27 protein-coding genes and 2 pseudogenes are annotated in these 26,508 nt (G+C 72.5%); 16 read left to right on the top strand and 13 right to left on the bottom strand.

The annotated features are described in order from the left end of the window. Nucleotides 1–49: 49 nt before the first annotated feature. From J7E94_RS26260 to J7E94_RS26240, 5 genes are all read right to left on the bottom strand, one after another. Complete coding sequence (locus J7E94_RS26260; protein ID WP_215019279.1) at nucleotides 50–1,414, bottom strand: FAD-dependent oxidoreductase; 1,365 nt, start codon at nucleotides 1,412–1,414, stop codon at nucleotides 50–52. An 84-nt stretch (nucleotides 1,415–1,498) separates the two neighbouring features. Further along, nucleotides 1,499–2,128, bottom strand: coding sequence for a TetR/AcrR family transcriptional regulator (locus tag J7E94_RS26255; protein WP_215019278.1), 630 nt, complete (start codon nucleotides 2,126–2,128; stop codon nucleotides 1,499–1,501). Nucleotides 2,129–2,243: 115 nt separating this feature from the next. Next, nucleotides 2,244–2,891 (bottom strand): phosphatase PAP2 family protein, encoded by a 648-nt coding sequence (locus tag J7E94_RS26250; RefSeq protein WP_215019277.1) that lies wholly within the window; start codon nucleotides 2,889–2,891, stop codon nucleotides 2,244–2,246. Between the two features lie 46 nt (nucleotides 2,892–2,937). Then, nucleotides 2,938–3,876 (bottom strand): M56 family metallopeptidase, encoded by a 939-nt coding sequence (locus J7E94_RS26245; RefSeq protein WP_215019276.1) that lies wholly within the window; start codon nucleotides 3,874–3,876, stop codon nucleotides 2,938–2,940. 81 nt (nucleotides 3,877–3,957) lie between these two features. Next, the gene (locus J7E94_RS26240; protein WP_215019275.1) at nucleotides 3,958–4,491 is read right to left on the bottom strand and encodes a DUF5134 domain-containing protein; all 534 of its coding nucleotides are present in this window, start codon (nucleotides 4,489–4,491) and stop codon (nucleotides 3,958–3,960) included. Between the two features lie 147 nt (nucleotides 4,492–4,638). On the opposite strand from J7E94_RS26240, the gene J7E94_RS26235 reads away from it, so the two are divergent. Further along, the gene (locus tag J7E94_RS26235) at nucleotides 4,639–5,181 is read left to right on the top strand and encodes a GNAT family N-acetyltransferase (protein WP_215019274.1); all 543 of its coding nucleotides are present in this window, start codon (nucleotides 4,639–4,641) and stop codon (nucleotides 5,179–5,181) included. Nucleotides 5,182–5,237: 56 nt separating this feature from the next. Here the strand turns inward: J7E94_RS26235 and J7E94_RS26230 are convergent, their stop codons facing one another. Beyond that, nucleotides 5,238–5,921, bottom strand: a complete 684-nt coding sequence (locus tag J7E94_RS26230; protein WP_215019273.1) for a glycerophosphodiester phosphodiesterase family protein — start codon at nucleotides 5,919–5,921, stop codon at nucleotides 5,238–5,240. 181 nt (nucleotides 5,922–6,102) lie between these two features. Beyond that, entirely contained in the window at nucleotides 6,103–6,750 is a 648-nt protein-coding gene (locus J7E94_RS26225; RefSeq protein WP_215019272.1) for a PadR family transcriptional regulator, read from the bottom strand. Nucleotides 6,751–6,799: 49 nt separating this feature from the next. Here J7E94_RS26225 and J7E94_RS26220 point away from each other — a divergent pair, with 49 nt between their 5' ends. The 5 genes from J7E94_RS26220 (at nucleotide 6,800) to J7E94_RS26200 (ending at nucleotide 12,110) form a co-directional block, all read left to right on the top strand. Continuing rightward, a complete protein-coding gene (locus J7E94_RS26220; RefSeq protein WP_215019271.1) occupies nucleotides 6,800–7,921 on the top strand; it encodes an LLM class flavin-dependent oxidoreductase in 1,122 nt (373 codons plus the stop codon). 236 nt (nucleotides 7,922–8,157) lie between these two features. Then, on the top strand, nucleotides 8,158–9,564 hold the full coding sequence (locus tag J7E94_RS26215) for a DUF6421 family protein (protein WP_215019270.1): 1,407 nt from the start codon (nucleotides 8,158–8,160) through the stop codon (nucleotides 9,562–9,564). A 26-nt stretch (nucleotides 9,565–9,590) separates the two neighbouring features. Then, nucleotides 9,591–10,352, top strand: a complete 762-nt coding sequence (locus J7E94_RS26210) for an SDR family oxidoreductase (RefSeq protein WP_215019269.1) — start codon at nucleotides 9,591–9,593, stop codon at nucleotides 10,350–10,352. Beyond that, entirely contained in the window at nucleotides 10,331–11,425 is a 1,095-nt protein-coding gene (locus J7E94_RS26205) for a low specificity L-threonine aldolase (protein WP_374224505.1), read from the top strand. Before J7E94_RS26210 ends, J7E94_RS26205 begins: the two co-directional genes overlap by 22 nt. An 85-nt stretch (nucleotides 11,426–11,510) precedes the next feature. After that, on the top strand, nucleotides 11,511–12,110 hold the full coding sequence (locus tag J7E94_RS26200; RefSeq protein ID WP_215019267.1) for a transglutaminase family protein: 600 nt from the start codon (nucleotides 11,511–11,513) through the stop codon (nucleotides 12,108–12,110). On the opposite strand, the gene J7E94_RS26195 is transcribed toward J7E94_RS26200, so the two are convergent. After that, nucleotides 12,055–13,290 carry an MFS transporter gene (locus J7E94_RS26195; RefSeq protein WP_215019266.1) on the bottom strand — a complete coding sequence of 412 codons (1,236 nt, stop codon included), beginning with the start codon at nucleotides 13,288–13,290 and terminating at the stop codon, nucleotides 12,055–12,057. The two genes, J7E94_RS26200 and J7E94_RS26195, sit on opposite strands and share 56 nt — an antisense overlap. A 166-nt stretch (nucleotides 13,291–13,456) precedes the next feature. Between J7E94_RS26195 and J7E94_RS26190 the strand changes: the two are divergent. Next, a pseudogene (locus tag J7E94_RS26190) lies at nucleotides 13,457–13,816 on the top strand (hypothetical protein); the annotation flags it as partial. 10 nt (nucleotides 13,817–13,826) lie between these two features. Here J7E94_RS26190 and J7E94_RS26185 read toward each other — a convergent pair. Next, nucleotides 13,827–14,549 carry a 1-acyl-sn-glycerol-3-phosphate acyltransferase gene (locus J7E94_RS26185; RefSeq protein ID WP_215019264.1) on the bottom strand — a complete coding sequence of 241 codons (723 nt, stop codon included), beginning with the start codon at nucleotides 14,547–14,549 and terminating at the stop codon, nucleotides 13,827–13,829. A 213-nt stretch (nucleotides 14,550–14,762) separates the two neighbouring features. Here J7E94_RS26185 and J7E94_RS26180 point away from each other — a divergent pair, with 213 nt between their 5' ends. The 7 genes from J7E94_RS26180 to J7E94_RS26155 all read left to right on the top strand — a co-directional run bounded on the left by J7E94_RS26180 (nucleotide 14,763) and on the right by J7E94_RS26155 (nucleotide 19,908). Next, nucleotides 14,763–15,113: a thioredoxin family protein gene (locus J7E94_RS26180; protein WP_215019263.1), complete on the top strand. Its 351-nt coding sequence runs from the start codon at nucleotides 14,763–14,765 to the stop codon at nucleotides 15,111–15,113. Continuing rightward, nucleotides 15,110–15,316, top strand: a complete 207-nt coding sequence (locus J7E94_RS36045) for a putative leader peptide (protein ID WP_374224504.1) — start codon at nucleotides 15,110–15,112, stop codon at nucleotides 15,314–15,316. Before J7E94_RS26180 ends, J7E94_RS36045 begins: the two co-directional genes overlap by 4 nt. Before the next feature lie 82 nt (nucleotides 15,317–15,398). Further along, nucleotides 15,399–15,908, top strand: coding sequence for a flavin reductase family protein (locus tag J7E94_RS26175; RefSeq protein WP_308345464.1), 510 nt, complete (start codon nucleotides 15,399–15,401; stop codon nucleotides 15,906–15,908). Nucleotides 15,909–16,108: 200 nt separating this feature from the next. Further along, nucleotides 16,109–16,894, top strand: a complete 786-nt coding sequence (locus J7E94_RS26170) for an electron transfer flavoprotein subunit beta/FixA family protein (RefSeq protein ID WP_215019261.1) — start codon at nucleotides 16,109–16,111, stop codon at nucleotides 16,892–16,894. A 60-nt stretch (nucleotides 16,895–16,954) separates the two neighbouring features. Beyond that, nucleotides 16,955–17,929 (top strand): electron transfer flavoprotein subunit alpha/FixB family protein, encoded by a 975-nt coding sequence (locus J7E94_RS26165; protein ID WP_215019260.1) that lies wholly within the window; start codon nucleotides 16,955–16,957, stop codon nucleotides 17,927–17,929. Nucleotides 17,930–18,103: 174 nt separating this feature from the next. Then, nucleotides 18,104–19,402: an aldolase/citrate lyase family protein gene (locus J7E94_RS26160; RefSeq protein ID WP_215019259.1), complete on the top strand. Its 1,299-nt coding sequence runs from the start codon at nucleotides 18,104–18,106 to the stop codon at nucleotides 19,400–19,402. Nucleotides 19,403–19,713: 311 nt separating this feature from the next. Continuing rightward, nucleotides 19,714–19,908, top strand: a complete 195-nt coding sequence (locus J7E94_RS26155; RefSeq protein WP_215019258.1) for a hypothetical protein — start codon at nucleotides 19,714–19,716, stop codon at nucleotides 19,906–19,908. Between the two features lie 3 nt (nucleotides 19,909–19,911). On the opposite strand, the gene J7E94_RS26150 is transcribed toward J7E94_RS26155, so the two are convergent. After that, nucleotides 19,912–20,898, bottom strand: a complete 987-nt coding sequence (locus tag J7E94_RS26150; protein WP_251057245.1) for a LacI family DNA-binding transcriptional regulator — start codon at nucleotides 20,896–20,898, stop codon at nucleotides 19,912–19,914. Between the two features lie 188 nt (nucleotides 20,899–21,086). Here J7E94_RS26150 and J7E94_RS26145 point away from each other — a divergent pair, with 188 nt between their 5' ends. Continuing rightward, a complete protein-coding gene (locus tag J7E94_RS26145) occupies nucleotides 21,087–22,124 on the top strand; it encodes an NUDIX domain-containing protein (protein WP_308345462.1) in 1,038 nt (345 codons plus the stop codon). Between the two features lie 17 nt (nucleotides 22,125–22,141). Here J7E94_RS26145 and J7E94_RS26140 read toward each other — a convergent pair whose 3' ends face one another. After that, a complete protein-coding gene (locus J7E94_RS26140) occupies nucleotides 22,142–22,837 on the bottom strand; it encodes an MBL fold metallo-hydrolase (RefSeq protein ID WP_215019255.1) in 696 nt (231 codons plus the stop codon). Nucleotides 22,838–23,025: 188 nt separating this feature from the next. Further along, nucleotides 23,026–24,390: a dipeptidase gene (locus tag J7E94_RS26135; protein WP_215019254.1), complete on the bottom strand. Its 1,365-nt coding sequence runs from the start codon at nucleotides 24,388–24,390 to the stop codon at nucleotides 23,026–23,028. 268 nt (nucleotides 24,391–24,658) lie between these two features. Between J7E94_RS26135 and J7E94_RS26130 the strand changes: the two genes are divergently transcribed. Next, nucleotides 24,659–25,882 carry a geranylgeranyl reductase family protein gene (locus J7E94_RS26130; protein ID WP_308345463.1) on the top strand — a complete coding sequence of 408 codons (1,224 nt, stop codon included), beginning with the start codon at nucleotides 24,659–24,661 and terminating at the stop codon, nucleotides 25,880–25,882. 60 nt (nucleotides 25,883–25,942) lie between these two features. Here the strand turns inward: J7E94_RS26130 and J7E94_RS34920 are convergent. Continuing rightward, nucleotides 25,943–26,323, bottom strand: a pseudogene (locus J7E94_RS34920) (hypothetical protein); the annotation flags it as partial. Nucleotides 26,324–26,508 lie beyond the last annotated feature (185 nt).

Raw genomic sequence — 26,508 nt, 5'->3', positions numbered from 1 at the left:
CCCATGCCAACAACGTAGGACACCCCTGACCCGCAACGGCGTCGGCCGGTCACCCCTGGGCGAGGCCCGCAGCGCCGCGCAGGCCGGCCCAGTCCGGGATCTTCACCGAGCGGCGGCCCAGCGAGCGCCCCAGATCGGCCTCGGCCGCCTCGATGGCCAGCCACCCCGGCCACTGCACCGGACGCAGGCCCGCCGCCTGCAACGCGTCCAGCGGATCCCCGGGCAGCTCGCGCCGGGCCAGTACCCCCGCGTCCTGGAGCAGCGAGGACGCGGTCTCCTTGGCGCAGGGCCGGTTCGTGCCGATCACGCCCGTCGGGCCGCGTTTGATCCAGCCCGCCACGTACTCGCCGATCGAGGCCCGGCCCGCGCGCAGGACCCGGCCCGCCGCGTGCGGCACCGTGCCCTTGGCCGGGTCGAAGGGCAGCCCGGCCAGGGGGACGCCCTTGTACCCCACCGAGCGCAGGACCAACTGCGCCTCGATGTCCTCGTACACGCCCGTCCCGGTCACCCCGCCGCTGCCATCGGGGGCGGTCCGCTCGAAGCGCATCCCGGTCACCCGGCCGCCGGGCCCGCCCAGGACCTCCACCGGGCGCAGGTAGAACCGCAGGTCGATGTGGCGCTCCGCGTCGCCGGGGCCCCGCTCCGCCCAGCCGCGCAGCACCTCCAGGTTGCGCCGCGCCACCGCGGGCAGCGCCGCCGCCGCGGCCGCATCGGTGTACATCGGGTCGAGGGCCAGCTCAGCGGGGTCCGTGCGGGCGTCCACCCCGGGCAGCGTGCCCAGCTCCCGCAGCTCCTTGGTGGTGAACTTGCCCTGCGAGGGGCCGCGCCGGGCCACCATCGCCACCCGCCGCACGCCGCTGTCCGCGAGTGCGCCCAGCGCCGGCTGCGGCATGTCGGTCGGCGCGAGCTCCGCCGGGCCCCGGGCCAGGATCCGCGTCACGTCCACCGCGACGTTGCCCGCCCCCACCACCACCGCCGAGTCCACGCCGGGCAGGTCGAAGCTCTCGCCCACGGCGTCCGGGTGTCCGCTGTACCAGGACACGAAGGCCGTCGCGGAATGCACCCCGGCCAGCTCCTCGCCCGGGATCCCCAGCAGTCGGTCCCGCGCCGCGCCCACGCAGTAGACCACCGCGTGGTACAGCTCCAGCAGCCGCTCCGTGGGCAGCAGCTCCCCGCCGACCTCGACGTTCCCGAGAAAGCGGATCCGCTCGTCCTCGAGCACGGTGCGCAGACTGCCCTGGAGCGACTTGATCTTCTCGTGGTCCGGGGCGACCCCGTACCGCACGAGCCCGTACGGCGCCGGCAGCCGGTCCAGTACGTCGACCCGCACTCCGGGCACCTCACGCTGCTGGACCAGCGTCTGGGCCGCATAGACCCCGCTGGGGCCCGATCCGACGACGGCGATACGAAGCACGGCGGAGCTCCTCCCGCGGGTGGTTTCAGCATGCCACCCGGCCGGGCAGCCGTCAGCCCCCCGCGCGCATACGGCGGAGCCGGGTCAGCCGCGCGGCGCAAACGTGCCGGCGGGCGGTCCGCCGGGCGGCGGGTCGCCGAGCTCCCAGTCCAGCCCGTAGCGCTGGAACAGCTCGGCCCGCAGCCGCGCCAGAGGCATCGGCGCGCCCGGCAGCAGGACCGCCACCACGGCGCCCATCAGCAGCGCCCGCAGGAGCGGATAGTCGGCGTCCACGTCCGGTGAGCCGTACCGCGTGACGGTGTCCCGCAACAGTTCGGCGAGCCGCTGCTGTTCGGGGCACTGCACGAACCCCTCGGCCGTGAGGATGCCCGCCATGTGGGTCCGCATCAGCAGCGGCTCGTCGCGGGCCAGCCCGAGGATCGCGTCCACCGCGCGCGCGAGCCGCTCGCGCCCGTCCTCGCTGCGCGGCTCGCGCTCGAGCGCCGCCTCCAGCGTGAGGTGCATCAACCGGTGCACGGCGGACTGGAGCAGCTGCCGCTTCCCCGGGAAGTAGTACGAGACCAGGCCGCGGGCCGCGCCCGCCCGGTCGGCGATGTCGCCGAGCGTCGTGGCCTCGTAGCCGCGCTTGGCGACGAGCTCGACCGTGGCCTGGAGCAGCCGCTCCCGGGATCGTCTGCGCAATTCTTCATTGACCGATGCGCTGCGCGGGGACATGCTTACTCCTGCGTTGACTGGCTCAGAGCCAATATACTCAGCGCACGGGGTCGCCTGCTCTGGGTGACACGGGGGATCGCCCAGAGCAGGCTCACCCACCGCCTCACCCACCGCCTCACCGTCCGGCGGAGCCGGATCCGCGCTGACGACCGGACCAGGACACCGCGAGAGCCACCAGGGCCGCGCCCAGCAGCCAGCCGCCCACCACGTCCGACAGCCAGTGCACCCCCAGGTAGATGCGGGTGAAGCCGACCCCGAGCACCGACACCGCCGCCGCGGCCCAGGCGGACCGCACGGCCCACTGCGGGGCCTGCCGGGGGAGCAGCCACAGCAGCAGCCCGCACACCACGGTCGCCGTCATGGCGTGGCCCGACGGGTAGGCCGCGAAGTGCGCAGAGTCCACCGGATCGGGCCACTGCGGCCGCGGGCGCCCCACCAGTGCCTTCAGCCCCTGCTGAACCACCAGGGCCACCACCATGGTCAGCCCTACCCACAGCGCCCGTTCCCGCTGCCCGCGCCACCACAGCGCGAGGCAGGCCGCGGCGGCCAGGGCCCTCATGGTCCAGGTGTCCCACACCCAGTCGGTGAGGATGCGCACCGCGTGGGTGACCCCGGGGTGGGCGACGGCATGGCCGTGAAGATCCCGGGCGACCTGGTCGTCGTACGAGTGGAGCGGGCGCCACCCCGCCACCACCAGCGCTGTCAGGACGGCCGCGAGCAGCGCACAGCCGATGCCCGCCCACCGCACGCGATCGCTCCGCATACGGGGATCTTCGCACTGCCCGCGAGCGGTCGGGCGCGGACACTTCCTACGCCAGGGCGCTCAGCCCCGGTACGAAGGCCACCAGGAGGGGAACCGCCGGGACCAGCGTGGCCAGTGCCGTCAGCCGCAGCCTGCGGGTCGCCGACAGGCGGGGCGCGGCCGCCAGCAGCCGCCGCACCCGCTGCTGGACGTGTGCCTGCGGGTGCGAGCAGGGCCCGAACACCCCGCGGTCCTCGTTCAGCCCGACCAGGGCCAGCGCGATCGTCAGCCGCCCGTACCGCCGCGAGGCCACGTCGTCGGCGGCCAGCTCGACGAGCCGGTGCATCTCCGCCTCGAAGGCCGCGAAGACCGGCACCTGCGGGAATCCTCCGGCCAGGGCCCGCGAGCAGTGCAGCAGCCAGTCGTGCCGGGCCGCCGCATGCCCCTGCTCGTGGGCCAGTACGGCGTCGAGCTGGCTGCCCTTCAGCCGGCCCAGCGCCGCCGTCGTGACCACCAGCTGCGGGGCCGCCCCCGGCAGCCACCACGACTCGGGCCGCCGGCCCTCCAGTACGACGAGCCGCGCGCCCGTGGGGTCCTCCCCGGGCAGCAGCGGGGCCCGCTCCCGCAGTTCGGCGCTCTGCGCGCGGCGGCCCGCCCGTGTCCGCAGCACCTCGCGGGCCAGCAGCGCCGCGGTCCACAGCGCACCGCCCGCCAGGGCGAGGGCCGTGCCCGCGGCCCAGGGGCCGCCGGACGCGCCGAGGGCGTACGCGTCGACCACCCCGCGCGGGGCGGCGGCGAACAGCCGGCCCCGTACGGCCTGCCAGGCGGCCGCCGCACTCAGCAGCATCGACAGCCCGAGACACAGGAGCACCGCACCCACCACGCACTGCCACACCCACAGGGCGACGACCGGTTCACGCTCGGGCCATTGGGCCCGGGCCAGCAGACGGGGGGCGAGCACCGCGGTCAGGGCGCCGAGCATCAGGAGAGCGGCGGGGACCATCATGGGCGCCAGCCTATGAGCGCGGGGCTACCTGCGGGTACGGCCTCGGGGGATTGGTGACGCAGGACACGTCGGCCGCCGCCGTCACATGGTGAGCAGCATGGCCAACATCCCGATTCCCATGGCCAGTCGGCAGGCCCGGGTCAGCTCGCCCGAGCCGCCCCGCCGGCCCGGCCCGGCCTGCGGCGGCGGGGCGGCGGAACCGCCGGCCGTGACCAGCCGTGCTCCGCCGAGGACCACGTATCCGGCGTAGTAGAGGAGGAGCAGCCCGGTCAGCAGTGGCAGTCCGGCCCCGTGTCCGTGGCCGGAGGCCGCCATGAGGGACATGTAGACCATCGTCAGGGAGCCCACCAGGTGGTGCGCGTGGTGCGCCCCGCCCCGGAGCAGCCACACGGCGTGCAGGGCGGCCCCGCAGAAGACCACCCCCAGCGCGGGGGCCTGCCATCCGCCGGCGCCCCAGAGGGGCACCGCCATCAGCGCCATGCCGAACCCCATCACGGCCTCACCGGCCGCTCCACCGCCCGCTCTGGGCACCTGCCGCAGGCAGTACGCGCCGCTCACCGCGCACAGCAGGACGAGCAGCCAGGCGCAGACGGCGGAGGAGAGAGAGGGGGACATGGCGGAACCGTGCACGGCGGAACCTCCCGGTTCGTCGGCGTCACGGGAAGAGATGCCCTTCTCACGCGGCGCTCACGCGGCCCCGGGATACGCTCTCTCTGCCCTACCCGGCATGTCATATGCCACCGCGTAGAACGGAGCCCCCCGATGTCGTCGACCGCCAACCCCGCAGCCCTGAGCTTTCGCAGCGCCGTAGAGGGGGACGTGAGCGAGCTGGTGGCGCTCGTCGAGTCGGCGTACCGCGGTGACGCGAGCCGAGCCGGCTGGACCACGGAGGCGGACTACCTCGACGGGCAGCGCACCGACCCGGACGGGGTCCGGCAGATCATCAACACCCCCGACAGCGTCCTGCTGGTCGTCGAGCGCGCGGGCGAGCTCGTCGCCTGCTGCCAGCTCGAACACCGCGGGGACCACGTCTACTTCGGGATGTTCGCGGTCCGCCCCGGGCTCCAGGGCGGAGGCCTCGGCAAGGAGATCCTGGCCGAGGCCGAGCGCCGCGCCCTGGAGGCCTGGGGCGCCAAGGAGATGCGGATGACGGTGGTGAACGTACGGGAGGAGCTCATCGCCTACTACGTGCGCCGCGGCTACCGGCGCACCGGCGAGCTGAGCCCCTTCCCGTACGGCGACGAGCGCTTCGGCGTCCCGCTCCGCGACGACCTGGCCTTCGAGCTGCTGGTCAAGCCGCTGTAGGCGGTTCCGTCACGGCCGGTGCCGCCGAGGCGGCGCCGCCTCGGCAGGCGGCGCCGTCACGCCGTGAAGCGGCCCGTGCTGCGGATCTCCGGGAGGCCGGTGGCCGCGCCGTCCAGCCCCAGTGCCCGCGCGAGCCGCAGCTGGTCCAGGGTGTCGACCGTCCAGCCGGTGACCCGGAGCCCGGCCTCGTGCGCCGCCTCCACCGTTTCCAGGGCGAGCCGCCGGATGTCCAGGGCGATCGTTCCCGCGCCCGCGGCCAGGGCCCGGTCCACGATGTCGTCCCCGTGCGGGCTCGCGTGCAGGACCGTCCGCACGCCCGGCACCAGCCGGGCCGTCTCGACGAGCACCGCGTCGTCGAAGGAGGCCACCTCCACGCGGGCGGTCAGGTCGCGGCGCAGGATCAGCCCGGCGAGCACCTCGGCCGCGGCCCGGTCGCGTACCGACACCTGGAGCGGGACCCGGACGGCGTCCAAGGCCTCCTCGAAGACCGGCACCTGTTCACCCTGGCCGGCGTCGAGGGCGCGCAGTTCGGCGAGGGTCAGATCGGCGACGGCCCCCGATCCGTCGGTGGTGCGGTCCACTTCGGGGTCGTGCAGGGCGACGAGTGCGCCGTCCTTGCTCAGTTGGAGGTCCAGAGCGATGACGTCCATGCCGGAACGTTCCGCGCGGACGAACGACCGGAGGGTGTTCTCCGGCTCGACACCCATGACCCCGCGGTGACCGATGGTGAGGAAAGTCAAGGTTCTCTCGCTTCCGTCGACGGCGGCTCCCCGCGCGGTCGCGGTGTCCCGACCGGCCGCGCGCGATGAGGACGCATGCTAGTGCGCCGAGGGTGCGAAGGGACCGCCTGTGCAGCGCCCCGGAAGGGTGCACCGGCCGCTTCCCGCCGGGCTTGTCCGCGCTCTTGACCCTCCTGTCGCGTCACCCGGGGGTGGGCGCGTCCCCCTCGGCTTGACGGCCCGGGGTACCGGCCTGCGGGGCGGTGTGCTCGCCGCCTTCGGTGAGGCCCTCCAGGTCGGCCAAGAGGGCTTGCGCCAGCTCCAGTTCGGCCAGGTGCTGCCGCTCGCTCCAGCGCAGCGCGAGGGCGGGGAAGGCCCATTCCGGTACCTCGGCCGCGTGCTCCATCGCCTCCCGTACGGCGGCCAGCTCCTCCCGGGTGCGCTCCAGGTGTTCGCCGACCATCGCGCGCAGCCGCCCGGGCTCTGCCAGGTGCCCGAGCCAGACCCGCAGGAGCAGCCCGTGCTTGAGCACCGGCGGGCCGGCCTCGGCGGTGTCGGCGGCCCAGCCGGCCAGCGCCTCGCGTCCCGCGTCGGTGATGGCATAGCGGCGCTTGGCCCGCGCCTCCTCGGGGCCCGAGCGGGCGGAGGAGGCGTATCCCAGCTCCTCCAGCCGGCGCAGCTCCGCGTAGATCTGGCTGATGGCCGGTGACCAGTAGAAGAAGCGCAGCGAGGAGTCCGCCCACTTCTTGAGCTCGTAGCCGGTCCGCTCCCCGGGAAAGGAGAGCAGCCCGAGCACCGCCCACGCGGTCGGCGGCAGCTCTTGCTTCTTCGCCTTCTGACTACTAGTCATATTTCGAATAGAAGTGAGACCCGGCACGGGACGCACACCTGGAGGCACAGTGGAATTCTCCGTGATCTTCGAAGCTCAGCTTGCCGACCCGACGGTGGAACGGGAGCACCAGGTCATCCGCGACTGCGTCGAGCAGGCCGTGCTCGCCGAGCGTATGGGTTTCGACCGGATCTGGGCCGTGGAGCACCATTCCCTGAAGTGGTACGCACACATGAGCGCTCCCGAGATCTTTCTGACGTGGGTCGCGGCCAGGACGAACACCATACGCATCGGCCACGGCGTCGTGTGCATGCCCTTCAACTTCAACCATCCGGTCCGGGTCGCCGAGCGGGCCGCCATGCTCGACCTGCTCTCGGGCGGGCGGCTCGACCTCGGGGCCGGGCGCGGCGGCACCGAGCAGGAGACCTCGCTGTGCGGGGTGGACAAGGAGCGCACCACGGCGCAGGTCGAGGAGGCCCTGAGGATCATCGGCAGGGCCTGGCAGGAGGAGGAGCTGGAGTACCACGGCGAGCTGATCGACATTGATCCGCACCCGATCCTGCCCCGGCCGGAGCAGACCCCGCACCCGCCGCTGTTCCTGGCGTGCAGCCGGGGGGAGACCCTGGTGCAGGCCGCCGAGCTGGGGATCGGGGCCCTGGTGATGGGCTTCGCCGGACCCGGGTCGATCGCCGGGATGCGGTCCGTCTACGACGCCGCGATCGCCGGGCGCGACGGCAGCCGGTTCGTGTCCTCCGTGGTCAACGACCATTTTTCGGTGCTCTGCCCCACCATCGTGCTCGACGATCCGGAGGAGGCGCGGCGCATCGGCATCCGAGGGCAGCGGTTCTTCGCCCAGTCCATCGGCCACTGGTACGGCGGGGCGGGCGTCCCGGACGAGGCCGTCGTCGCCGGCGCCGACGAGCCGGCGGAGATGCGCAAGGCCGCCGAGCAGGTGGTGGCCCGGCTGCACGAGCTGGACATCCCGGTCCGGCCGACCTCGACGGCCACCTTCAACGCCGACCACGCCTACGGGAGCGCCGACGACGCCATCGCATACGTGGAGCGGCTCAGGGCGGCCGGGGCGGACGAGGTCATGTGCCTGATCCAGATGGGCACGGTGGGGCAGGACGCCTGCCTGGAGACCCTGCGGCAGTGGGGCGAGAAGGTCATCCCGCACTTCCGGGGAATGTGATGTACCGCCCACGTCCACGCCCCCGCCGGCCGCACCCGGCACTGCCCGCCGTGGAGCCACAGGCCCGGCAGGCCTTGGCGCGCCTGGGCGGAGCCATCGGTTCCATCCTGGCGAACGGGAAGACTTTCGGTGAGGCGGGGGGTGTCGCAGGATAATTTCCCGAGTTTCCTCTTGAGCGGGAGAGCCTCGGCCGTTTACGCTGCCTTGACGTGAGGTTCTCCTGTGGAGGAAGTGACATGACGGAAACTCTTGTGCCGGGTGTCGGCGGTACCGTGATAGCCGCCGGGACGCGGGTGGTCGACGACCCCGCGTGGCCCGAGCTCAAGGCCGCCGTGGAGGAGATCCGCCCCTGGCAGTCCAAGGACGGCTCCATCGACTTCGAAGCGGAGGGCGCCCCCGCCCAGCACACCGCCGAGGCCGCCGTCGGGCGCGTGATCCGCGCCGTCGAGACGCTGTCCCCGCTGCTCCCGCACGCCACGGCGTACCACGAGGCGCTCGTGGGCGACCTGCGCAAGTGGGCCGCGGGCGGCTTCGGGGTGCCGGACTTCCTCGACTCCCTGCTGGCCTTCCAGCCGGCCGCCGAGCGCGCCGACGGGCTCCAGCACCTCGTCGTCTTCCCGATGTACACCCAGAACGGCAACCCGGACCGCAATCTGGAGGCCGTCGCGCTCAAGATGGTGTGGCCCGAGTGGCTCGCCGAGCTGGAGCGCACCCGGTACGACAACCCGCTCTTCCTCGGCATCACCTTCGAGGACTTCACCGCGGGTTACGACACCCACTCCGCCGTGCTGTTCCCGGAGACCATCGCCGTCCGCGAGGCCCCCGAGCGCTTCACCTGGGGCGGTATCTTCTGCGACCGCGAGGCGGCCCGCTTCCGCAAGGTCACCGAGGCGTCCGTCGACATCCTGGGCATCGAGCTGCCCGGCGACATCGCCGCCATGGTCACCGACCAGGAGCGCTGCGAGAAGGCGTTCGTCCTGTGGGACATGGTCCACGACCGCACCCACAGCCACGGCGACCTGCCGTTCGACCCCTTCATGATCAAGCAGCGCCAGCCGTTCTGGATGTACGGCCTGGAGGAGCTGCGCTGCGACCTCACCGCCTTCAAGGAGGCCGTGAAGCTGGAGTCCGAGGGCAACGAGCACGGCCGCGACGTCCAGTACGCCGTCCTCTTCGACCGGATGTTCCGCTTCCCGGTCTCGGGCGACCGCAACCGCAACTACGACGGGCTCGGCGGCCAGCTGCTCTTCGCGTACCTCCACAAGCACGACGTCGTGCGCTGGACGGACAACAAGCTGAAGATCGACTGGATGCGCGCCCCGCAGGTCACCAACCAGCTGTGCGCCGAGATCGAGGACCTCTACCGGGCCGGCATCGACCGCCCGAAGCTCGTCCACTGGTTCAAGGCCTACGAGCTGGTCTCCACCTACCTCGCCCCGCACCCGGGCTCCAAGTGGGCCAAGGGCCCCGACGCCCTCGACGTGACGCAGCCGCCGCGCAAGCTCGTGGACGACGTGCTTCCGGACGAGTTTCCGCTCAGCATGTTCTATGAGGCGCTCGCCAAGAAGCTCAAGGGAGTGATCGCCTCCACCAAGGGCATCACCGCCCTGAACGCAGAGCGCGCCGAGCGAGTCGCCGCGTGAGCACTCGCCCTCAGGAGGCTGCACAGATGAACGGCTCCGGGAACGGCAACGGAAAGCTGCACGGAGCGGTGGTGGCGGTGGCCGGGGCCGGCGGGCCCGCCGGCCGCGCCACCCTGCTCCGCCTCGCCGAGGCGGGTGCCGTGGTCATCGCGTCCGACGCCGATCCGGCGCGGCTCGCGGAGGCCGTCGACGCGGCGCGCTACGCCCACGGCGGCGCCACCGTCACGGGCGACACCGTGGACCTGCTCGACCTCGACGCGACCAAGGCCTGGGCCGAGCGCACCGAGAAGGAGTTCGGCCGCATCGACGGCCTCGTCCACCTCGTCGGCGGCTGGCGGGGCAGCAACACCTTCACCGACACCGACCTCGCGGACTGGGACTTCCTGGAGAAGCTCCTCATCCGCACGGTCCAGCACACCTCCCTGGCCTTCCACGACGGACTGCTGCGCAGCGACCGGGGACGCTACGTCCTGATCAGCCAGTCCGGCGCGCACAAGCCGGTCGCCAACAACGCCGCGTACAACGCGGGCAAGGCGGCCGCCGAGGCCTGGACCCTGGCCCTGGCGGACTCCTTCCGCAAGGCGGGGGGCGACGACGGGCCCGGCGCGGCTGCTGCGATCCTGGTGATCAAGGCACTGGTGCACGACGCGATGCGCGCCGAGCGCCCCAATGCGAAGTTCGCGGGCTTCACGGACGTCAAGGAGCTGGCCGAGGCCATCGCCGGCGTCTGGGAGCGGCCCGCCATCGATGTGAACGGACAGCGTCTGTGGCTCACTCCGCAACCGTGAGAACCGATGCCGGCAAGACCGACGCCCGGCGCCACCACGACCCGGCGGTGCGCGGTTTCGCAAGCGACAACTACGCCGGGGTGCACCCCGAGATCCTGGCCGCCGTCGCGCTGGCCAACGGCGGCCACCAGGTCTCGTACGGCGAGGACGAGTACACCGAATACCTGCAGAAGATCTTCCGCAGCCACTTCGGGCCGTACGCGAAAGCCTTCCCGGTCTTCAACGGCACGGGCGCCAATGTCGTCGCCCTCCAGGCCATGACCGACCGGTGGGGCGCCGTGATCTGCGCCAAGAGCGCCCACATCAACGTGGACGAGGGCGGCGCGCCGGAGCGGATGGCGGGCATCAAGCTGCTCGCCGTCCCCACCCCGGACGGCAAGCTCACCCCCGAGCTGATCGACCGCGAGGCCTGGGGCTTCGAGGACGAGCACCGGGCGATGCCGCAGGTCGTCTCGATCACCCAGAACACCGAACTCGGCACGGTCTACACCCCGGACGAGATCAAGGCCATCTGTGACCACGCCCACGGCCTGGGCATGAAGGTGCACCTCGACGGCGCCCGGATAGCCAACGCCGCGGCCTCGCTCGACATGCCGATGCGCAGCTTCACGAACGCGGTCGGCGTGGACGTGCTGTCGTACGGCGGCACCAAGAACGGCATGATGTTCGGCGAGGCCGTGGTGGTGGTCAACCCGGACGCGGTCCGGCAGATGAAGCACATCCGCAAGATGTCGATGCAGCTCGCGTCCAAGATGCGGTTCGTGTCGGTGCAGCTGGAGGCGCTGCTCGCCAAGGACCTGTGGCTGCGCAACGCCCGCCACGCCAACGCGATGGCACAGCGGCTCGCCGCCGGTGTGCGCGAGACGGACGGGGTCGAGATCCTCTATCCGGTGCAGGCGAACGCGGTGTTCGCGCGGCTGCCGCACGAGGTGTCGCGGCGGCTGCAGCGGCGTTACCGCTTCTACTTCTGGGACGAGACGGCCGGGGACGTCCGCTGGATGTGCGGCTTCGACACCCAGGAGGAGGACGTGGACGGCTTCCTCCAGGCACTGAAGGAAGAGCTGTCCCGCTAGCCGAGCCGTATGCAGTGATGAATATTTATACCTCCGGCCGTAAATCTATTGATCTACGGCCGGAGGTTTGCCTATGCTCCGGACCATGCAGCTGATCCAACAGAACCCCGACATCCATGCCTTTTTGGCCTCGGATGAGACGATCGACCACTGGCATCCCCTGGTCCAGGACGCCGCGGACGCGCTCTGGTCCGCTACCGGCGACGCATACTCATACGCCAAAGTCGCCTTCGAGTTCGTCCGCGACACCATCCCGCACTCGGCCGATTCCGGGGACCTGCGCGTCTCCTGGCGCGCCTCGGACGTGTTGAGGACGCGCAACGGCATCTGCTACGCCAAGTCCCACGCCCTCGTCGCCCTGCTGCGGGCCCAGGGCATCCCGGCGGCCCTGTGCTACCAGCTCCTCGCCGACGACGACGGAAGCAACCCGGTGATCCACGGGCTCGTCGCCGTCCGGCTGCCCGGGAGCGAGGACTGGGCCCGGATCGACCCGCGCGGCAACAAGCCCGGGGTGAACGCCCAGTTCAGCCTCGACGTGGAGCAACTGGCCTTCCCGGTGCGTCCGGAGCTGGGCGAGGCCGACTACCCCGAGCTGTACGCCGCCCCGCCCCCGGCCGTCCTCAAGGCCCTCAAGGAGTCCGCCGACCGGCCGGAGCTGTGGCGGAACCTCCCGACCGCTCTCTAGGGAGCACCATCGGCGGCGGTACGGGCCCCCGGGGCGCCGCCAGTACGTGCAGCAGAGCCGCCGCGAACTGCAGACCGGCGATCCCGGTCAGCAGCGTCCACGCGGGCGCGTCGGCCGCGAACCCCACCAGGGCCGCTCCGGTCGACGCCGCCGTCACCTTGAGCCCCGCGCCCAGGGTGAACACCTGCGTCCGGACCCCGTCCGGTGCGTGCTCCGCGCGGATCCGCAGCGTGGACGTGAGCAGCGGTCCGTCGCACACCCCCGCCACCGCGAACAACGCCGCCGTGACGCCGACGGACGGCGTGAACGCCGCCGCGGCCAGGGCCACCCCGGTCCCGGCCAGCGCCCACCGCACCAGGCGGCCCGGCTCCACGGACGTCATCCGGCCCAGCGTCAGCGAGCCGCCCAGTGCGCCCACCGCGAAGGCCGTCATCAGCACTCCGCCCGCGTCCGGGCTGCCGAGCGCGGCGGCCAGCAGCACCGCCGTGGTGGTCAGCGAGCCGATGCCGACGAAGGCCAGCGTCGTCGCCGCCGTGACCGCCCGCAGTTCCCGGACCCGCCACAGGGCCGCCAGCCCCGCGCCCAGCCCGGCCCGGGGTGCGCCGGCGGCCCGGCCGGCGGGCGGATCACCGTACGGGAGGGTGGCCGCCAGCGCCGCGGCCAGCGCGGCCGACACTGCCAGGACGGCCATCGCCGGACCGCCCGACCACAGTGCGGTGGCGAGGCTGACCGCCGCCGGAGCGGTGACGCCCGCGGCGTTGTAGGTCGAGGCGTCCCACCCGTACGCGCGGTCCCGGCCGGCCCCCGCCGGGACCAGCCCGGTGACCAGGCTGGACAGCCCTCCTGTGATCATCGGCCCGCAGCTGCCGCCGAGCACCGCCACCGCGAGCACCAGCGGCACCGGAGCCCGGCCCAGCAGCACGGCCAGGGCCGCCACGGCGGCCGCGAACCCGGCCAGGGCGCCGACGTGGAAAAGGCGCGGCCGGCGGGCCCTGGCCGCCGCGGCGCCCGCCAGTGGAGCCGCGAGGACGTGCGGAGCGAGCCAGGCGGTCAGGACGAAGGCCCCGTACGCCGCGCTCCCGGTGCGCTCCAGGGCCAGGAGCACCACGGCCATCGCCATGCCCTCCGAGGCAAACCGTGCGGCCAAAGCCGCTGCCAGATACCGGCCGAACCCGCTCATCCCCGACCCCCCGACCGATGTGCACGCGATAGTCGGACCAGACGTTACGTCAGCACCTTCGGCTGCGGAGCTGATAGGAAACTTTCTTGTCGGACATCGTTGTCAGCTTGGCATGGGCATGAATATCTTCGGCCACCGGAACCGCTCCCACCGGAAGGCGGCCATGCACGTCGCCGAGACCTCGAGGATCCAGGGCCGCGACCTGTACCCGCAGTTCTAGGACCGCTTCCGGCGCGCGCTGGGCTTCCACGCCGGCTGCGAACTCGGCGCGGCGGTGCCCTCCTGGCTCTGCGGCGGCAGCCTGGCCAAGGGCATCGGCCCGGCGACCGAGGTCGGCTACAACGCCCTGCACACCCGGCTCGGCGTCACCATGGAGAACACCCGCAGGCTCACCGAGGGGCGGCACCCCGCGGGCACCGAGAACCACTTCGAGGCCTGGGAGACCCTGACCCACGCCGAGAACCCCAACCGTCCCGACGCTGCGGAGCAGCAACGGCCCCGCACCGCGGGGCCGTTGCCCGTGTAGGCCGGACGGGTCAGCCGGCTTCCTTCACCTGGGCCGCCGTCGGGGCGGTGCCGCCCAGGTGGGCCGGCAGCCACCAGGAGTCGGCGGCGTCCTTGGGCTTGTCCGGGTAGGTGCGCTGCGCCGCGTCCAGCAGCTCCTGCACGCGCTCGCGCAGGCGGCGCGTGATGGCCCCCGCGTACTGGTCCGCCGGCGCCTCCAGCGGTTCGCCCACCCGCATCGTCACCGGGATGTGGCTGCGCTTGAAGTTCTTCGCGCGGCCCTTGGTCCACAGCCGCTGGGTGCCCCACAGGGCCACCGGGATCAGCGGAACGCCGGCCTCCTGGGCCATGCGCGCCGCACCCGACTTGAAGCTCTTGAGCGTGAAGGACTGGGAGATCGTGGCCTCCGGGAAGACGCCGATGATCTCGCCCGCGCGCAGCGAGTCCAGGGCGTGCTGGTAGGCCGTCTCACCCTGCGTGCGGTCCACCGGGATGTGCTTCATCGCGCGCATCAGCGGGCCCGACACCCGGTGCCGGAACACCGACTCCTTCGCCATGAAGCGCACCAGGCGCTTCTGCGGCCGCGCGGTCAGGCCGGCGAAGATGAAGTCGAGGTATCCGATGTGGTTCGACACCAGGACCGCCCCGCCCTTGCGCGGGATGTTCTCGGTGCCCTCCATGTCGATACGGATGTCCAGCGCGCGGAAGAGCCCGTGCGCGGCGCCGATCACGGGAGGGTAGACGAGCTCAGCCATGGTGGGGGGACCCCGCTTTCTGCCTGGGGAGGTGCTCCCGGTCGGAAGTTACGGAAGCGTAGGTACGCGACCATGGGATCGTGCCCCATACGCGGGCTGCTGGCCAGCCCAGATGCCCCCGCCCGGCGAGATTCTCGTCACGCCGGGAATGCCCCCGGGGTCCCGGGCGCTGCGCCCAGCGTATGTGCCTGCGGGAATGATGGACCCGTACGGATGGCGACGAGGGGAGCAGGGGTGCTCGGGCAGGACGACGGGCGGGCCGTGCTGGGCGCCGCGGAACTGGGCGAGGAGCCGGGGGAGCGGGCCAGCCTGGTGCAGTTCTCCAGCGCGTTCTGCCAGCCCTGCCGGGCCACGCGGCGGATCCTCGCCGACGTCGCGGGGATGGTGGAGGGGGTCGCGCACATCGAGATCGACGCCGAGGACCGGCTCGACCTGGTGCGGGCCCTGGGGATCGAGAAGACCCCGACCGTGCTCGTCCTGGACGCTGCGGGCCGGATCGTCCGGCAGGCCGCCGGGATGCCGCGCAAGGCGGATGTGATCGCCGCCCTGGGGGCCGCCGTATGACGACGCCGTACGGGGTCGCGGCGGGAGAAGCGCCGGTGCACGCGCCCGCACGCGGCGTGACGCGCCTGACATCTGACGGATCCCGCTTGACTGTGTACACGGGAAATCGCGAGGCTGGCGTCATGCGGTATGAACTCCTGCTCTACGGACGGGTCCACGTGGACCTCGTCCGCTACGCGAGCGCGCGCTGTTGGGATCACTGAACGCCCCCGACCCCTGATCCCCGACCGTGCCCGCGCACCGCGCGGCAGAAGGAAGACCCCGATGACCGCTCCCGCGGCCCCGATGGCTCCGTCCCCCCGATTCGGCACCGGACTCCCCGGCTCGCCCGACCTCCTGCGCTCGGTGTTCCGGCAGCATGCCGCCGGAGTCGCCGTGATCACCGCCGAGACCGGCGGACGGCCGGCGGGCTTCACCGCGACCTCGCTCAACTCCGTCTCCGCGGACCCGCCGCTGCTGTCCTTCACCATCGGCACCGGGGCCTCCAGCTGGCCCGCGGTGCGCGACAGCGAGTACCTCGGCGTCCACATACTCGGCGAGCACCAGCGGGAGCTGGCGGGCCTGTTCGCCCGCAGCGGAGCCGACCGCTTCGGTCCGGCCACCGCCTGGAGCGCCGGACCGCACGGGGTCCCGGTGCTGGACGGCGTGCTGGCGTGGCTGGTGTGCCGGGTGGCGGCCCGGGTGCCGGCCGGAGAGCATCGTGTGATCATCGCGGAGGCGGTCGCGGGAGATCCGGCCGGGGAAGGCCGCCCCCTGCTCTACCACCAGGGTCGTTTCAACGCGTTGCGCGACTGAATCGTGCCTGCTGGGGCATGTCGGGTGGCGTTGGACAGATCACAGTTCACCGGCCTTGCACCTGGGGAAGACCCACGGTGTACTGACGAGTAACATTCCCTTCGGAGCGCGGGCCGCCCCGACCGGGATCCGCCCGACAAGGCGCCTATGCTGCCTCCACAAGGCGGTACCAGAAAAGACGATGCGGTAGGAGAGCCGGCGTGAGCCTGAGGATCGTTGTCTGTGTGAAGTACGTGCCCGACGCCACCGGCGACCGGCAGTTCACCGAGGACTTGACCGTCAACCGTGACGACGTCGACGGCCTGCTGTCGGAGCTCGACGAGTACGCCGTCGAGCAGGCGCTGCAGATCGCCGAAGAGGCCGACGACGCCGAGATCACCGTCCTGACGGTGGGCCCCGAGGACGCCAAGGACGCGCTGCGCAAGGCGCTGTCGATGGGCGCCGACAAGGCCATCCACGTCGAGGACGACGACCTCCACGGCTCCGACGTCATGGGCACCTCGCTGGTGCTCGCCAAGGCGATCGAGAAGGCCGGCTACGACCTGGTCATCACGGGTATGGCCTCGACCGACGGCACCATGGGCGTGCTCCCGGCGATCCTGGCCGAGCGCCTGGGCGTCCCGCAGGTCACCCTGCTCTCCGAGGTCAAGGTCGAGGACGGCACCGTGACCGGCCGCCGCGACGGCGACACCGCGAGCGAGACGCTGGAGGCCTCCCTCCCCGCGCTCGTCTCCGTGACGGACCAGTCGGGCGAGGCCCGCTACCCCTCCTTCAAGGGCATCATGGCCGCCAAGAAGAAGCCGGTGGAGTCCTGGGACCTGGAGGAGCTGGAGATCGAGGCCGACGAGGTCGGTCTGGAAGGCTCCTGGACCACGGTCGACTCCGCGGCGCAGCGCCCGGCGCGCACCGCCGGCACGATCGTCAAGGACGAGGGCGAGGGCGGCAAACAGCTGGCCGAGTTCCTGGCCGGCCAGAAGTTCATCTAAGAGCTTCGGCCAACCCCTCAATAGCCCCCAGACACTTCGCAATAGCAGGAGAGCAGTCCCATGGCTGAAGTTCTCGTCTACGTCGACCACGTGGACGGCGCCGTCCGCAAGCCCACCCTCGAGCTGCTGACGCTGGCCCGCCGCATCGGCGAGCCCGTCGCCGTCGCCCTGGGCGCCGGTGCGGCCGACACCGCCGCCGTGCTCGCCGAGCACGGTGCCGTCAAGGTCCTCACCGCCGACGCCCCCGAGTTCACCGAGTACCTCGTCGTACCGAAGGTGGACGCCCTCCAGGCCGCGTACGAGGCGGTGTCCGCCGGGGGCTCCCTCGCCGCCGTGCTCGTCCCGTCCTCCGCCGAGGGCAAGGAGATCGCCGCGCGCCTGGCCGTCCGCATCGGCTCCGGCATCATCACCGACGCCATCGACCTGGAGGCGGGTGACGAGGGCCCGGTGGCGACGCAGTCCGCCTTCGCCGCGTCCTTCACCACCAAGTCCCGTGTCTCCAAGGGCACCCCGGTCATCACCGTGAAGCCGAACTCGGCTCCGGTCGAGGCCGCTCCGGCCGCCGGCGCCGTCGAGGCGCTCGCCGTCACCTTCGGCGCCCTGGCCACCGGCACCAAGGTCACCGGCCGCACCCCGCGCGAGTCGACCGGCCGCCCCGAGCTGACCGAGGCCGCGATCGTGGTCTCCGGCGGCCGCGGCGTCAACGGCGCCGAGAACTTCCCCATCATCGAGGCGCTCGCGGACTCCCTCGGCGCGGCCGTCGGCGCCTCCCGCGCCGCCGTCGACGCCGGCTGGTACCCGCACTCCAACCAGGTCGGCCAGACCGGCAAGTCGGTCTCCCCGCAGCTGTACATCGCCTCCGGCATCTCGGGCGCGATCCAGCACCGGGCCGGCATGCAGACCTCGAAGACCATCGTGGCCATCAACAAGGACGCCGAGGCCCCGATCTTCGACCTGGTCGACTACGGCGTGGTCGGCGACCTCTTCGCGGTCGTCCCGCAGCTGACCGAGGAGATCAAGGCGCGCAAGGGCTGACCTGCGCTTCTCTTCGTAGCCTGACGTTCTCGGGGCCGTGTGGTGTTTCTCACCGCACGGCCCCGAGTCGTTTGTCCAGGAGAGCGGAGGGACCATTGACTGAGCGGAACCGCGTGACTAAATTCTGCAATGCGGATCTAAGCTTCCGTGAAGCGGAAAAGAGGAGAGTGCACGATGGGTCAGCAGGAGAAGGTGGCGACGAGCCTCGCAGGCGCGGTCAGTGAGGGCATCAGCGCCTCCCTCGCGCCGGTGGACGCGGAACTCGCGCGCCACTACCCGGGCGACCCCGGCACCCGCCAGCCCATCCACACGGTCTACGTACCCGGTGACGTCTTCGCCGCGGACACCATCCGCTCCTGGGGCGACCAGGCCCTCGCCGCCCTCGACCAGCACGCCCCGGACGCCGCCACCTTCGCGAAGGTACTCGGCATCTCCGACGAGCTGGCCGTACCGGTCTACGACCGCGTCCGCGCCAAGCTCCTGCGCGAGCCGATCGAGGACCTCCGCGTCGACTTCGAGGACGGCTTCGGCGTCCGCTCCGACGAAGAGGAGGACCAGGCGGCGGCCCGCGCCGCCCGCCTCGTCTCCGAAGCCTTCTCCAACGGCACGAACGCCCCGTACATGGGCATCCGCATGAAGTGCATGGAGTCCAACGTCCGCGACCGCGGCATCCGCACCACCGACATCTTCCTCTCCGGCCTGCTGGAGCACGGCGGCCTCCCCGACGGCCTCGTCCTGACCCTCCCCAAGGTCACGTACGCCGAGCAGGTCAGCGCCTTCGTCAAGCTCCTGGAGGCCTTCGAGGCCGCCCGCGGCCTGCGCCCGGGCCGGATCGGCTTCGAGATCCAGATCGAGACCAGCCAGTCGATCGTCGCCTCCGACGGCACCGCCACCGTGGCCCGCATGATCGAGGCCTCCAAGGGCCGCGCCACCGGGCTGCACTACGGCACCTTCGACTACAGCGCCTGCGTCGGCGTCTCCGCCGCGTACCAGTCGAGCGACCACCCTGCCGCCGACCACGCCAAGGCGATCATGCAGGTCGCGGCCGCCGGCACCGGCGTACGCGTATCCGACGGCTCGACGAACGTCCTGCCCATCGGCACGACCGAGCACGTCCACGAGGCCTGGAAGCTGCACTACGGCCTGACCCGCCGCGCCCTGGCGCGCGCGTACTACCAGGGCTGGGACATGCACCCGGCGCACCTCCCGACCCGCTACGCCGCCGTCTTCACCTTCTACCGCGAGGGCCTGGAGACCGCTGCCGCGCGCCTGAAGGCGTACGTCGCCAAGATCGAGGGCGACGTGATGGACGAGCCCGCCACCGCCAAGGCCCTCGCCGGCTACCTGGTCCGCGGCCTGGACTGCGGCGCGGTCGGCGCCGAGGAGGTCACCGCCCTCACCGGCCTGACCCGCGCCGAGCTCGACGCCTTCGCGATCCCGCGCCGGTCGGCGACGCTGACGGCGACTGCCTGACCGCTGATCGCCTGACCGCTGACCGCTGACCGCCGTAGCGGCGGCGTCCGAGGCCCGGCCGAGGGGAACCCCGGCCGGGCCTCCGCCGTTCTACAGCGGGCCGGTGATCCACCGGCGCAGGGTGCCGTCCTGGCCCGCCGTGGCGAGAGCGCTGCCCTCGCAGCGGTCCCGAACGTGGCCGAACAGTACGGAACAGGTTCCGCGTTCCGCCGAACACCCTGTGCGTTCCGCGGGGTTCGGCGATGATCCGGTGTGGTCGGCGTCGTTCCGTCCGTACCCGTCAGCGCAGGGCCCGGCGGTGGAATCGGGGTATGTCCGCATCGCCCGGCGCCGAGCCGCCGTTCCTGTCCGTGCACGCCGCCGTCGTGTTCGTCATCGCCCTGCTCACCGGCCTCGCCGCCGGCGGGCTGACCTACCTCGGCGGTACCGGCGTGGCCCTGTCCGTGCTCGCCGGACTGACCGCCGCGGGCGTAGCCGTGCCCGTGCTGCGCGGGCTGATCCGGTGAGCCTCAGGCGGAGGGGGCGATCTCGCCCGAGCCGCGTGCGACGAGGCGGGTCGGGAGTTCGATGCGGGTCGGCGGGAGGTTGGTCCCCGCGAGGCGCTGGAAGAGGCGGTCCGTGGCCACCCGGCCCAGCGTCGCGGCGTCCTGGGCCACCACCGTGACGCCGGGGCGCAGCAGGTCGGCCAGCTCGAAGTCGTCGAAGCCGACCAGGGCCACCGGGCGGTCCCGGTCGGCCAGGACCCGTACCACCGTGACCGTCACCCGGTTGTTGCCGGCGAAGACGGCGGACACCGGCTCAGGGCCCGCGAGCATCGCGCGGGCCGCCGCCGCCACCCGCTCGGGCGCCGTGGAGCCGAGGGAGACCCAGGAGTCGGCCACCGGCAGGCCCGCGTCCGCCATCGCCGCACGGTAGCCGCGCAGGCGCTCCGTCGCCGTGTGGATGCGCGGGTGGTCGCCGATGAAGCCGATCCGGCGGTGGCCGCCCGCGATCAGGTGGGCCACGCCGTCCCGGGCGCCGCCGAAGCTGTCCGAGAGGACGACGTCCGCCTCGATCCGGCCGGCGGGGCGGTCCACGAACACCGTGGCCACGCCCGCCCGGATCTCCGGCTCCAGGTAGCGGTGGTCGTCACCGGCCGGGATCACGATCAGCCCGTCCACCCGGCGCGCACACAGCGCGAGCGCCAACTCCCGCTCCCGTTCCGGGTCCTCGGCGCTGGAGCCGTTGATGAGCAGGGCGCCGTGCGCGCGGGCCACCTCCTCCACCGCACGGTTGAGCGGACCGTAGAAGGGGTCGGCGAGGTCCTCCAGGATGAGGCCCACGGTGGCGGTTCGGCCCTTGCGCAGCACGCGCGCGCTGTCGTTGCGGCGGAAGCCGAGGGCGTCGATGGCCTCCTGGACGCGCCGCTCGGTGTCGGGGGTGACGCCCGGCTCGCCGTTGACCACCCGCGACACCGTCTTCAGGCCCACGCCCGCCTGGGCCGCCACGTCCTTCATGGTCGGCCGGTTGCCGTAACGGGGATCGGACGGGCGGCGGTTGTGGGGCACGGTGGGAAACCTCCGGAGGTATCGGGCAGCGCTCTGACCTTGAGGATAAGCAGTAGGCCGATGGCGAGGTTTCCGTGGCAGGGTGGTGCGGGCAAGCCACTGGGGGCTCGGGACGAGCCATGGGGAGAGGGGTAGACGTGATTGTCTGGATCAACGGCACATTCAGCGCCGGAAAGACCAGCACGGCCCGCGAACTGACCGGAATCCTGCCGGACAGCACCCTGTTCGACCCGGAGTTGATCGGTGACGCGCTGCGCGTGCTGCTGCCGCGCAAACGCCTGGCGGAGGTCTGCGACTACCAGGACCTGCCGAGCTGGCGGCGCCTGGTGGTGGACACGGCCGCGGCGATGCTCGCGGAGGTGGGCGGGACGCTCGTCGTACCGATGACCCTGCTCCGGCAGGAGTACCGGGACGAGATCTTCGGCGGGCTGGCGGCCCGTCGGATCCCGGTGCGCCATGTGCTGCTGGCCCCGGCAGAAACGATCCTGCGCGAGCGGATCGCGACTCGGGAGGAGCCCGGGGCGCCGCAGGAGGTGGACCTCCGGGTCCGCCAGTGGGCCTACGACCACATCCCGGCCTACCGGCAGGCGCTCGGCTGGCTCACCGCCGACGCGCACGTCGTCGACAACGGCGCCCTGACCCCGCGGGAGACGGCGGAGCGGATCGCCGAAGCCGTCCGGACGGACGCGGCCCGGGTCAGCGAGATCGTGCAGAGCCCGGAGCCCACGCGGGAGACGGTGGCCTCCGGCGTGCTGCTCTTCGACGAGCAGGACCGGGTGCTGCTCGTCGACCCGACGTACAAGGCGGGCTGGGAGTTCCCGGGCGGGGTCGTCGAAGCCGGAGAGGCACCGGCGTGCGCGGGCGTACGGGAGGTCGCCGAGGAACTGGGCCTGGAACTGGACCGGACGCCGGGTCTGCTGGTGGTGGACTGGGAGCCCCCGCAGCCCCCCGGCCACGGAGGGCTGCGCCTGCTCTTCGACGGCGGCCGCCTCCCCGACGGCGCGGCCGAGCGCCTGCGGCTGCCCGGCCCGGAACTGCGGGCCTGGCGCTTCGTCACGGAGACCGAGGCCGCCGGCCTCCTCCCGCAGCACCGTTACGAGCGCCTGCGCTGGGCCCTGCGCGCCCGCGAACGCGGCCGCCCCCTCTACCTGGAGGCGGGCACCCCGATCGGGTGAACCCGTCGGCCACAGCCCTAGGCGGGGGTGTCGGCCGCCGCCTCGGCCAGCGCGGCCGCGGTGCCGGCCGTCAGGGGATCGCCGTGGCCGAAGCTGGCCGTTGACGGGGAGAGCGCGGCCAGGCGGTGGAAGGACTGGACGGCCCGGGCGCGGTCCACGTTGAAGACGCCCAGCATCAGCGGGCCGACGGCGGCGATGCAGTCCCCCGCGAACAGCACGCCGTGGCGCGGCAGATGGATGGCGATGCTGCCGTCCGTGTGGCCGGGGGCGTGGACCACGTACGCCCCGTCCCCGAAGCCCAGCGCCTCGCCGTCCTCCAGCTCCCGGTCGACCGGGGTGGGCGGGGCTTCGGGGACGGTCAGGCCGTGGGCGTAGAGCGGGATCTCCCAGTCGAGCAGCACCGGTTCGGGCACGGGCCGCTCGCCCCGGACCACCGGGGCGTCCAGGCGGTGCGCCAGCACCCGCGCCCCCCAGCGGGCGGCGAGTTCGCCGGCCGCGCCGACGTGGTCGCGGTGGCAGTGGGTCAGGACGATCCGCTCCAGGCGCTCGGGCAGCAGTCCGAGGGAACGTATCGCCCCCTCGATCTCGGCGGCGGCCTCGGCGTTGCCCGCGTCGACCAGGGTGAGGGATTCGCCGTCCTGCCAGAGATACGCCTGGCCGATCGGGAAGCGGAGCATGTGGAGCCGGTTCGGGATGACTTCGACGAGATCCATTCGGCGAGCGTACGGACGGGCGCTCGCGCGGGGCACGCGACTTCGCCGGGAGCGGAGTACGCCCAGGGCGCACTCCGCCCTGGGCGTACATCCGTAGCTCAGCGCATCCGGTAATCCGTGCGTGAGTGCGTGAGTGCGTGAGTGCGTGAGTGCGTGCATCGGTGCATGCGGCGCACGGCCGGGTGGGGTCAGCCGCGCTTGGACTCCGCGTAGTTGACGAGGAAGAGGGCCTCCGCCACCGACAGGCGCTCCAGCTCCTCCGGCGACACGCTCTCGTTGACCGCGTGGATCTGCGCCTCCGGCTCGCTCAGCCCGATCAGCAGCATCTCCGCCTGCGGGTACAGCTCCGTCAGCGTGTTGCACAGCGGGATCGAGCCGCCCATGCCCGCGACCTGCATCTCCTGGCCCGGGTACGCCGCCTGCAGCGCCGCCGCCATCGAGGCGTACGCCGGGCTGCTCGTGTCCGCCTGGAAGGGCTGACCCTGGCCGACGACCTCCAGCTGCAGGCGCGCCTTCCACGGCGTGCGCGCCACCAGGTGCGCCTCCAGCAGCTTGATGGCCGCCGAGGTGTCCACGCCCGGCGGCACCCGCAGGCTGATCAGCGCGCCGGCGCTCGCGTGCACCGACGGGGTCGCGCCGACCACGGGCGGGCAGTCAATGCCCAGCACCGTCACGGCCGGGCGGGCCCACAGCCGGTCCGCGATCGTGCCGCCGCCGATCAGCTCGACCCCGTCCAGCACCTTCGCGTCGGCCCGGAAGTCCGCCTCCGGGTACTGCAGGCCCTCCCACACCGCGTCCGAGTCCAGCCCGTCGACGGTCGTGGAACCGTCGGCCGCGCGCAGCGAGTCGAGTACGCGGATCAGCGCGGCCAGCGCGTCGGGCGCGGCGCCGCCGAACATGCCGGAGTGCAGGTTGCCGCCCAGCGTGTCGATCTTCACCTTCAGCAGGGTCATCCCGCGCAGGGTGGCGGTCACCGTCGGCAGGCCGAGGCGGAAGTTGCCCGCGTCGCCGATGACGATGGCGTCCGCGGCCAGCAGCTCCGGGTGCGCCTCGGCGTACTGCTGGAGGCCGCCCGTGCCCTGCTCCTCGGAGCCCTCGACGATCACCTTCACGCTCACCGGCACGCCGCCGTTTGCCTTCAGGGCGCGCAGCGCCAGCAGGTGCATGATGAACCCGCCCTTGCAGTCGGCGGAGCCGCGCCCGTACCAGCGGCCGTCGCGCTCGGTCAGCTCGAAGGCCGGGGAGATCCAGGCGGCGTCGTCCAGTGGCGGCTGCACGTCGTAGTGCGCGTAGAGCAGAACAGTCGGCGCGCCCGCGGGGCCGGGGAGGAAGCCGTACACCGACTGGGTGCCGTCGGGAGTGTCGAGCAGCGCCACGTCCTGGAAACCCTCGACGCGCAGGGCGTCCGCCACCCAGTTGGCGGCGGCCTCGCTCTCGCTCTTGGGGAACTGCGCCCAGTCCGCCACCGACTGGAAGGCCACCAACTCGGTGAGCTCCTGCTTCGCGCGGGGCATCAGCGAGGCTATGGTCTCGGCGATCGGATTCTGGGACATGGGCACGCTCCTCTTGGGTGCGACGTTGTTCTCAGTAGTACGCCGCCCGGATCCGCGGGGTGGGCGTATGCCGGGTACGGCGAAGACAGTCCCGATCCTCGCACAACGGGGCGGGGCGGAGTCTCGCCGTAGGATTTGCCCGGCATCGGAGCAACCGGGTGATCAGGAGCAGCAGCACATCGTGAGCAGCGACGACGACGTACGCGACGCAAGCGCAGGACAGGCCGCGCAGGGGGACGGGGACGAGGCGGCCGGGGGGACGGCCGACGTGTGGGACGTGGTCGTGGTCGGGGCCGGGCCGGCCGGCTCCTCTGCCGCGTATGCGGCGGCCACGGCGGGGCGGCGAGTCCTGCTGCTGGAGAAGGCCGAGCTGCCCCGGTACAAGACCTGCGGCGGCGGCATCATCGGCCCCTCGCGCGACGCCCTGCCCCCGGGGTTCGTGCTGCCCCTCAAGGACCGCATCCACGCGGTGACGTTCTCGCTCGACGGGAAGCTGGCCCGGACCCGGCGCTCGAAGCAGATGCTGTTCGGGCTCGTCAACCGGCCGGAGTTCGACGCCGGGCTGGTCGCCGAGGCCGAGAAGGCGGGCGCCACCATCCGTACGGGTACTGCTGTGGCCCGCGTCGAACAGCACGGGGCGGCCGTGCCCGACCGGCGCACGGTGGCCGTGGTGCTCGCGGACGGGGAGACCGTGCTGGCCCGCGCGGTGGTCGGCGCGGACGGGAGCGCGAGCCGGATCGGCGGGCACGTCGGGGTCGAGATGGAGCAGGTGGACCTCGGCCTGGAGGCGGAGATCCCCGTCCCGGAGACGGTGGCGGAGGACTGGAAGGGGCGCATCCTGATCGATTGGGGCCCGCTGCCCGGCAGTTACGGCTGGGTCTTCCCCAAGGGCGACACCCTCACGGTGGGGGTCATCTCGGCGAAGGGGGACGGCGCCGCGACCAAGCGGTACATGGACGACTTCATCGCCCGGCTCGGACTGGCCGGCTTCGAGCCGGCCGTCTCCTCCGGGCACCTGACCCGCTGCCGCAAGCCCGATTCGCCGCTCTCGCGCGGCCGGGTGCTGGTCGCGGGCGACGCGGCCGGGCTGCTGGAGCCGTGGACCCGGGAGGGCATCTCCTTCGCGCTGCGCTCGGGGCGGCTGGCGGGGGAGTGGGCGGTGAAGATCTCCGAGGCTCAGGACGCGGTGGACGCGCGCCGCCAGGCGCTCAACTACGCCTTCGCGGTGAAGGCGGGGCTGGGTGTGGAGATGGGCGTCGGCAAGCGGATGCTGAGCCTCTTCGAGTCCCGGCCGGGGATGCTGCACGCGACGATCACCGGTTTCCGGCCGGCGTGGCGGGCCTTCGCCCGCATCACGCGGGGCTCGACGACCCTGGCCGACATGGTGCGTACGTACCCGCTGGCGCGGAGGGTGCTGAACCTCCTGGACGCCCGGCAGGCGGCCCGCGGAGCCGGCAGCGGCAGCGGCGGGCAGGGCCCGCAGGAGCCGTAGGCGTCGCCGCCGAACACGGGGTGAGGCGGCTGGCGAGGCGGCGACCAGCCGGAACAGGTGGCTGCCCTTCTCCCCGACGGGCAGCGACAGCCGGTGTGTGATCGTCTTGACGCCTGCTTCGAGGTTCTGGACGTGCGCTGCCTGGCCGCGCCGGGCGAGTGCCCACTGGTCGTGGGTGGCCTTGGTGATCGCCCCGGCCCACCGCGACGACGAGAGCGCCGTCAGCTCCCGCTTCCGGACCGCCCACGTGTCGCCGGAGTGCTCCAGCCCGTCCGCGCACCGCGTCCTGAGGTCCTTCGAGGCGAGCGAGCCCAGGTGCGCGCCCACCAGGGCCAGCACCTCCTCATCCCCAGCCGTCAAATCCTTCAGCCGGGTCCGTACCGCGACACCCGTGGGCCCGAGCGCGACGAACGGCGCCGACAACTCCCGCAACCCACCCACCACCCAGCACCCACCCCGGTACCGAAAGAACCCATCCCCCACCCAACGACCACCCCCAACAAAGGTCACCCATTCGATACAAGAACCTCCGTTCCCGCCCGGCATCGACCCACCACCACGGACGTTCCCTGCGCTGCGCGCCGGGGGCCGGACGCTGCTTGACGTGGCCGTGTCCTGGGGAGTGG

The organism is Streptomyces sp. ISL-94, from assembly GCF_018614075.1.
Taxonomy (GTDB): Bacteria; Actinomycetota; Actinomycetes; order Streptomycetales; family Streptomycetaceae; genus Streptomyces.
The sequence above is the reverse complement of the archived record's forward strand: the minus strand, read 5'-3'. Positions and strand labels throughout refer to the sequence as shown.

Bases quoted from the DNA above. Each gene is read 5' to 3' on its own strand.
- J7E94_RS26225 (WP_215019272.1), bottom strand. From the start codon at position 6,750: ATGACTAGTAGTCAGAAGGCGAAGAAGCAAGAGCTGCCGCCGACCGCG.
- J7E94_RS26180 (WP_215019263.1), top strand. From the start codon at position 14,763: ATGGCGACGAGGGGAGCAGGGGTGCTCGGGCAGGACGACGGGCGGGCC.
- J7E94_RS26155 (WP_215019258.1), top strand. From the start codon at position 19,714: ATGTCCGCATCGCCCGGCGCCGAGCCGCCGTTCCTGTCCGTGCACGCC.
- J7E94_RS26210 (WP_215019269.1), top strand. From the start codon at position 9,591: ATGAACGGCTCCGGGAACGGCAACGGAAAGCTGCACGGAGCGGTGGTG.
- J7E94_RS26215 (WP_215019270.1), top strand. From the start codon at position 8,158: ATGACGGAAACTCTTGTGCCGGGTGTCGGCGGTACCGTGATAGCCGCC.
- J7E94_RS26255 (WP_215019278.1), bottom strand. From the start codon at position 2,128: ATGTCCCCGCGCAGCGCATCGGTCAATGAAGAATTGCGCAGACGATCC.
- J7E94_RS26200 (WP_215019267.1), top strand. From the start codon at position 11,511: ATGCAGCTGATCCAACAGAACCCCGACATCCATGCCTTTTTGGCCTCG.
- J7E94_RS26165 (WP_215019260.1), top strand. From the start codon at position 16,955: ATGGCTGAAGTTCTCGTCTACGTCGACCACGTGGACGGCGCCGTCCGC.
- J7E94_RS26150 (WP_251057245.1), bottom strand. From the start codon at position 20,898: ATGAAGGACGTGGCGGCCCAGGCGGGCGTGGGCCTGAAGACGGTGTCG.
- J7E94_RS26185 (WP_215019264.1), bottom strand. From the start codon at position 14,549: ATGGCTGAGCTCGTCTACCCTCCCGTGATCGGCGCCGCGCACGGGCTC.
- J7E94_RS26140 (WP_215019255.1), bottom strand. From the start codon at position 22,837: ATGGATCTCGTCGAAGTCATCCCGAACCGGCTCCACATGCTCCGCTTC.
- J7E94_RS26175 (WP_308345464.1), top strand. From the start codon at position 15,399: ATGGCTCCGTCCCCCCGATTCGGCACCGGACTCCCCGGCTCGCCCGAC.
- J7E94_RS26245 (WP_215019276.1), bottom strand. From the start codon at position 3,876: ATGATGGTCCCCGCCGCTCTCCTGATGCTCGGCGCCCTGACCGCGGTG.
- J7E94_RS26250 (WP_215019277.1), bottom strand. From the start codon at position 2,891: ATGCGGAGCGATCGCGTGCGGTGGGCGGGCATCGGCTGTGCGCTGCTC.
- J7E94_RS26235 (WP_215019274.1), top strand. From the start codon at position 4,639: ATGTCGTCGACCGCCAACCCCGCAGCCCTGAGCTTTCGCAGCGCCGTA.
- J7E94_RS36045 (WP_374224504.1), top strand. From the start codon at position 15,110: ATGACGACGCCGTACGGGGTCGCGGCGGGAGAAGCGCCGGTGCACGCG.
- J7E94_RS26240 (WP_215019275.1), bottom strand. From the start codon at position 4,491: ATGTCCCCCTCTCTCTCCTCCGCCGTCTGCGCCTGGCTGCTCGTCCTG.
- J7E94_RS26195 (WP_215019266.1), bottom strand. From the start codon at position 13,290: ATGAGCGGGTTCGGCCGGTATCTGGCAGCGGCTTTGGCCGCACGGTTT.
- J7E94_RS26160 (WP_215019259.1), top strand. From the start codon at position 18,104: ATGGGTCAGCAGGAGAAGGTGGCGACGAGCCTCGCAGGCGCGGTCAGT.
- J7E94_RS26135 (WP_215019254.1), bottom strand. From the start codon at position 24,390: ATGTCCCAGAATCCGATCGCCGAGACCATAGCCTCGCTGATGCCCCGC.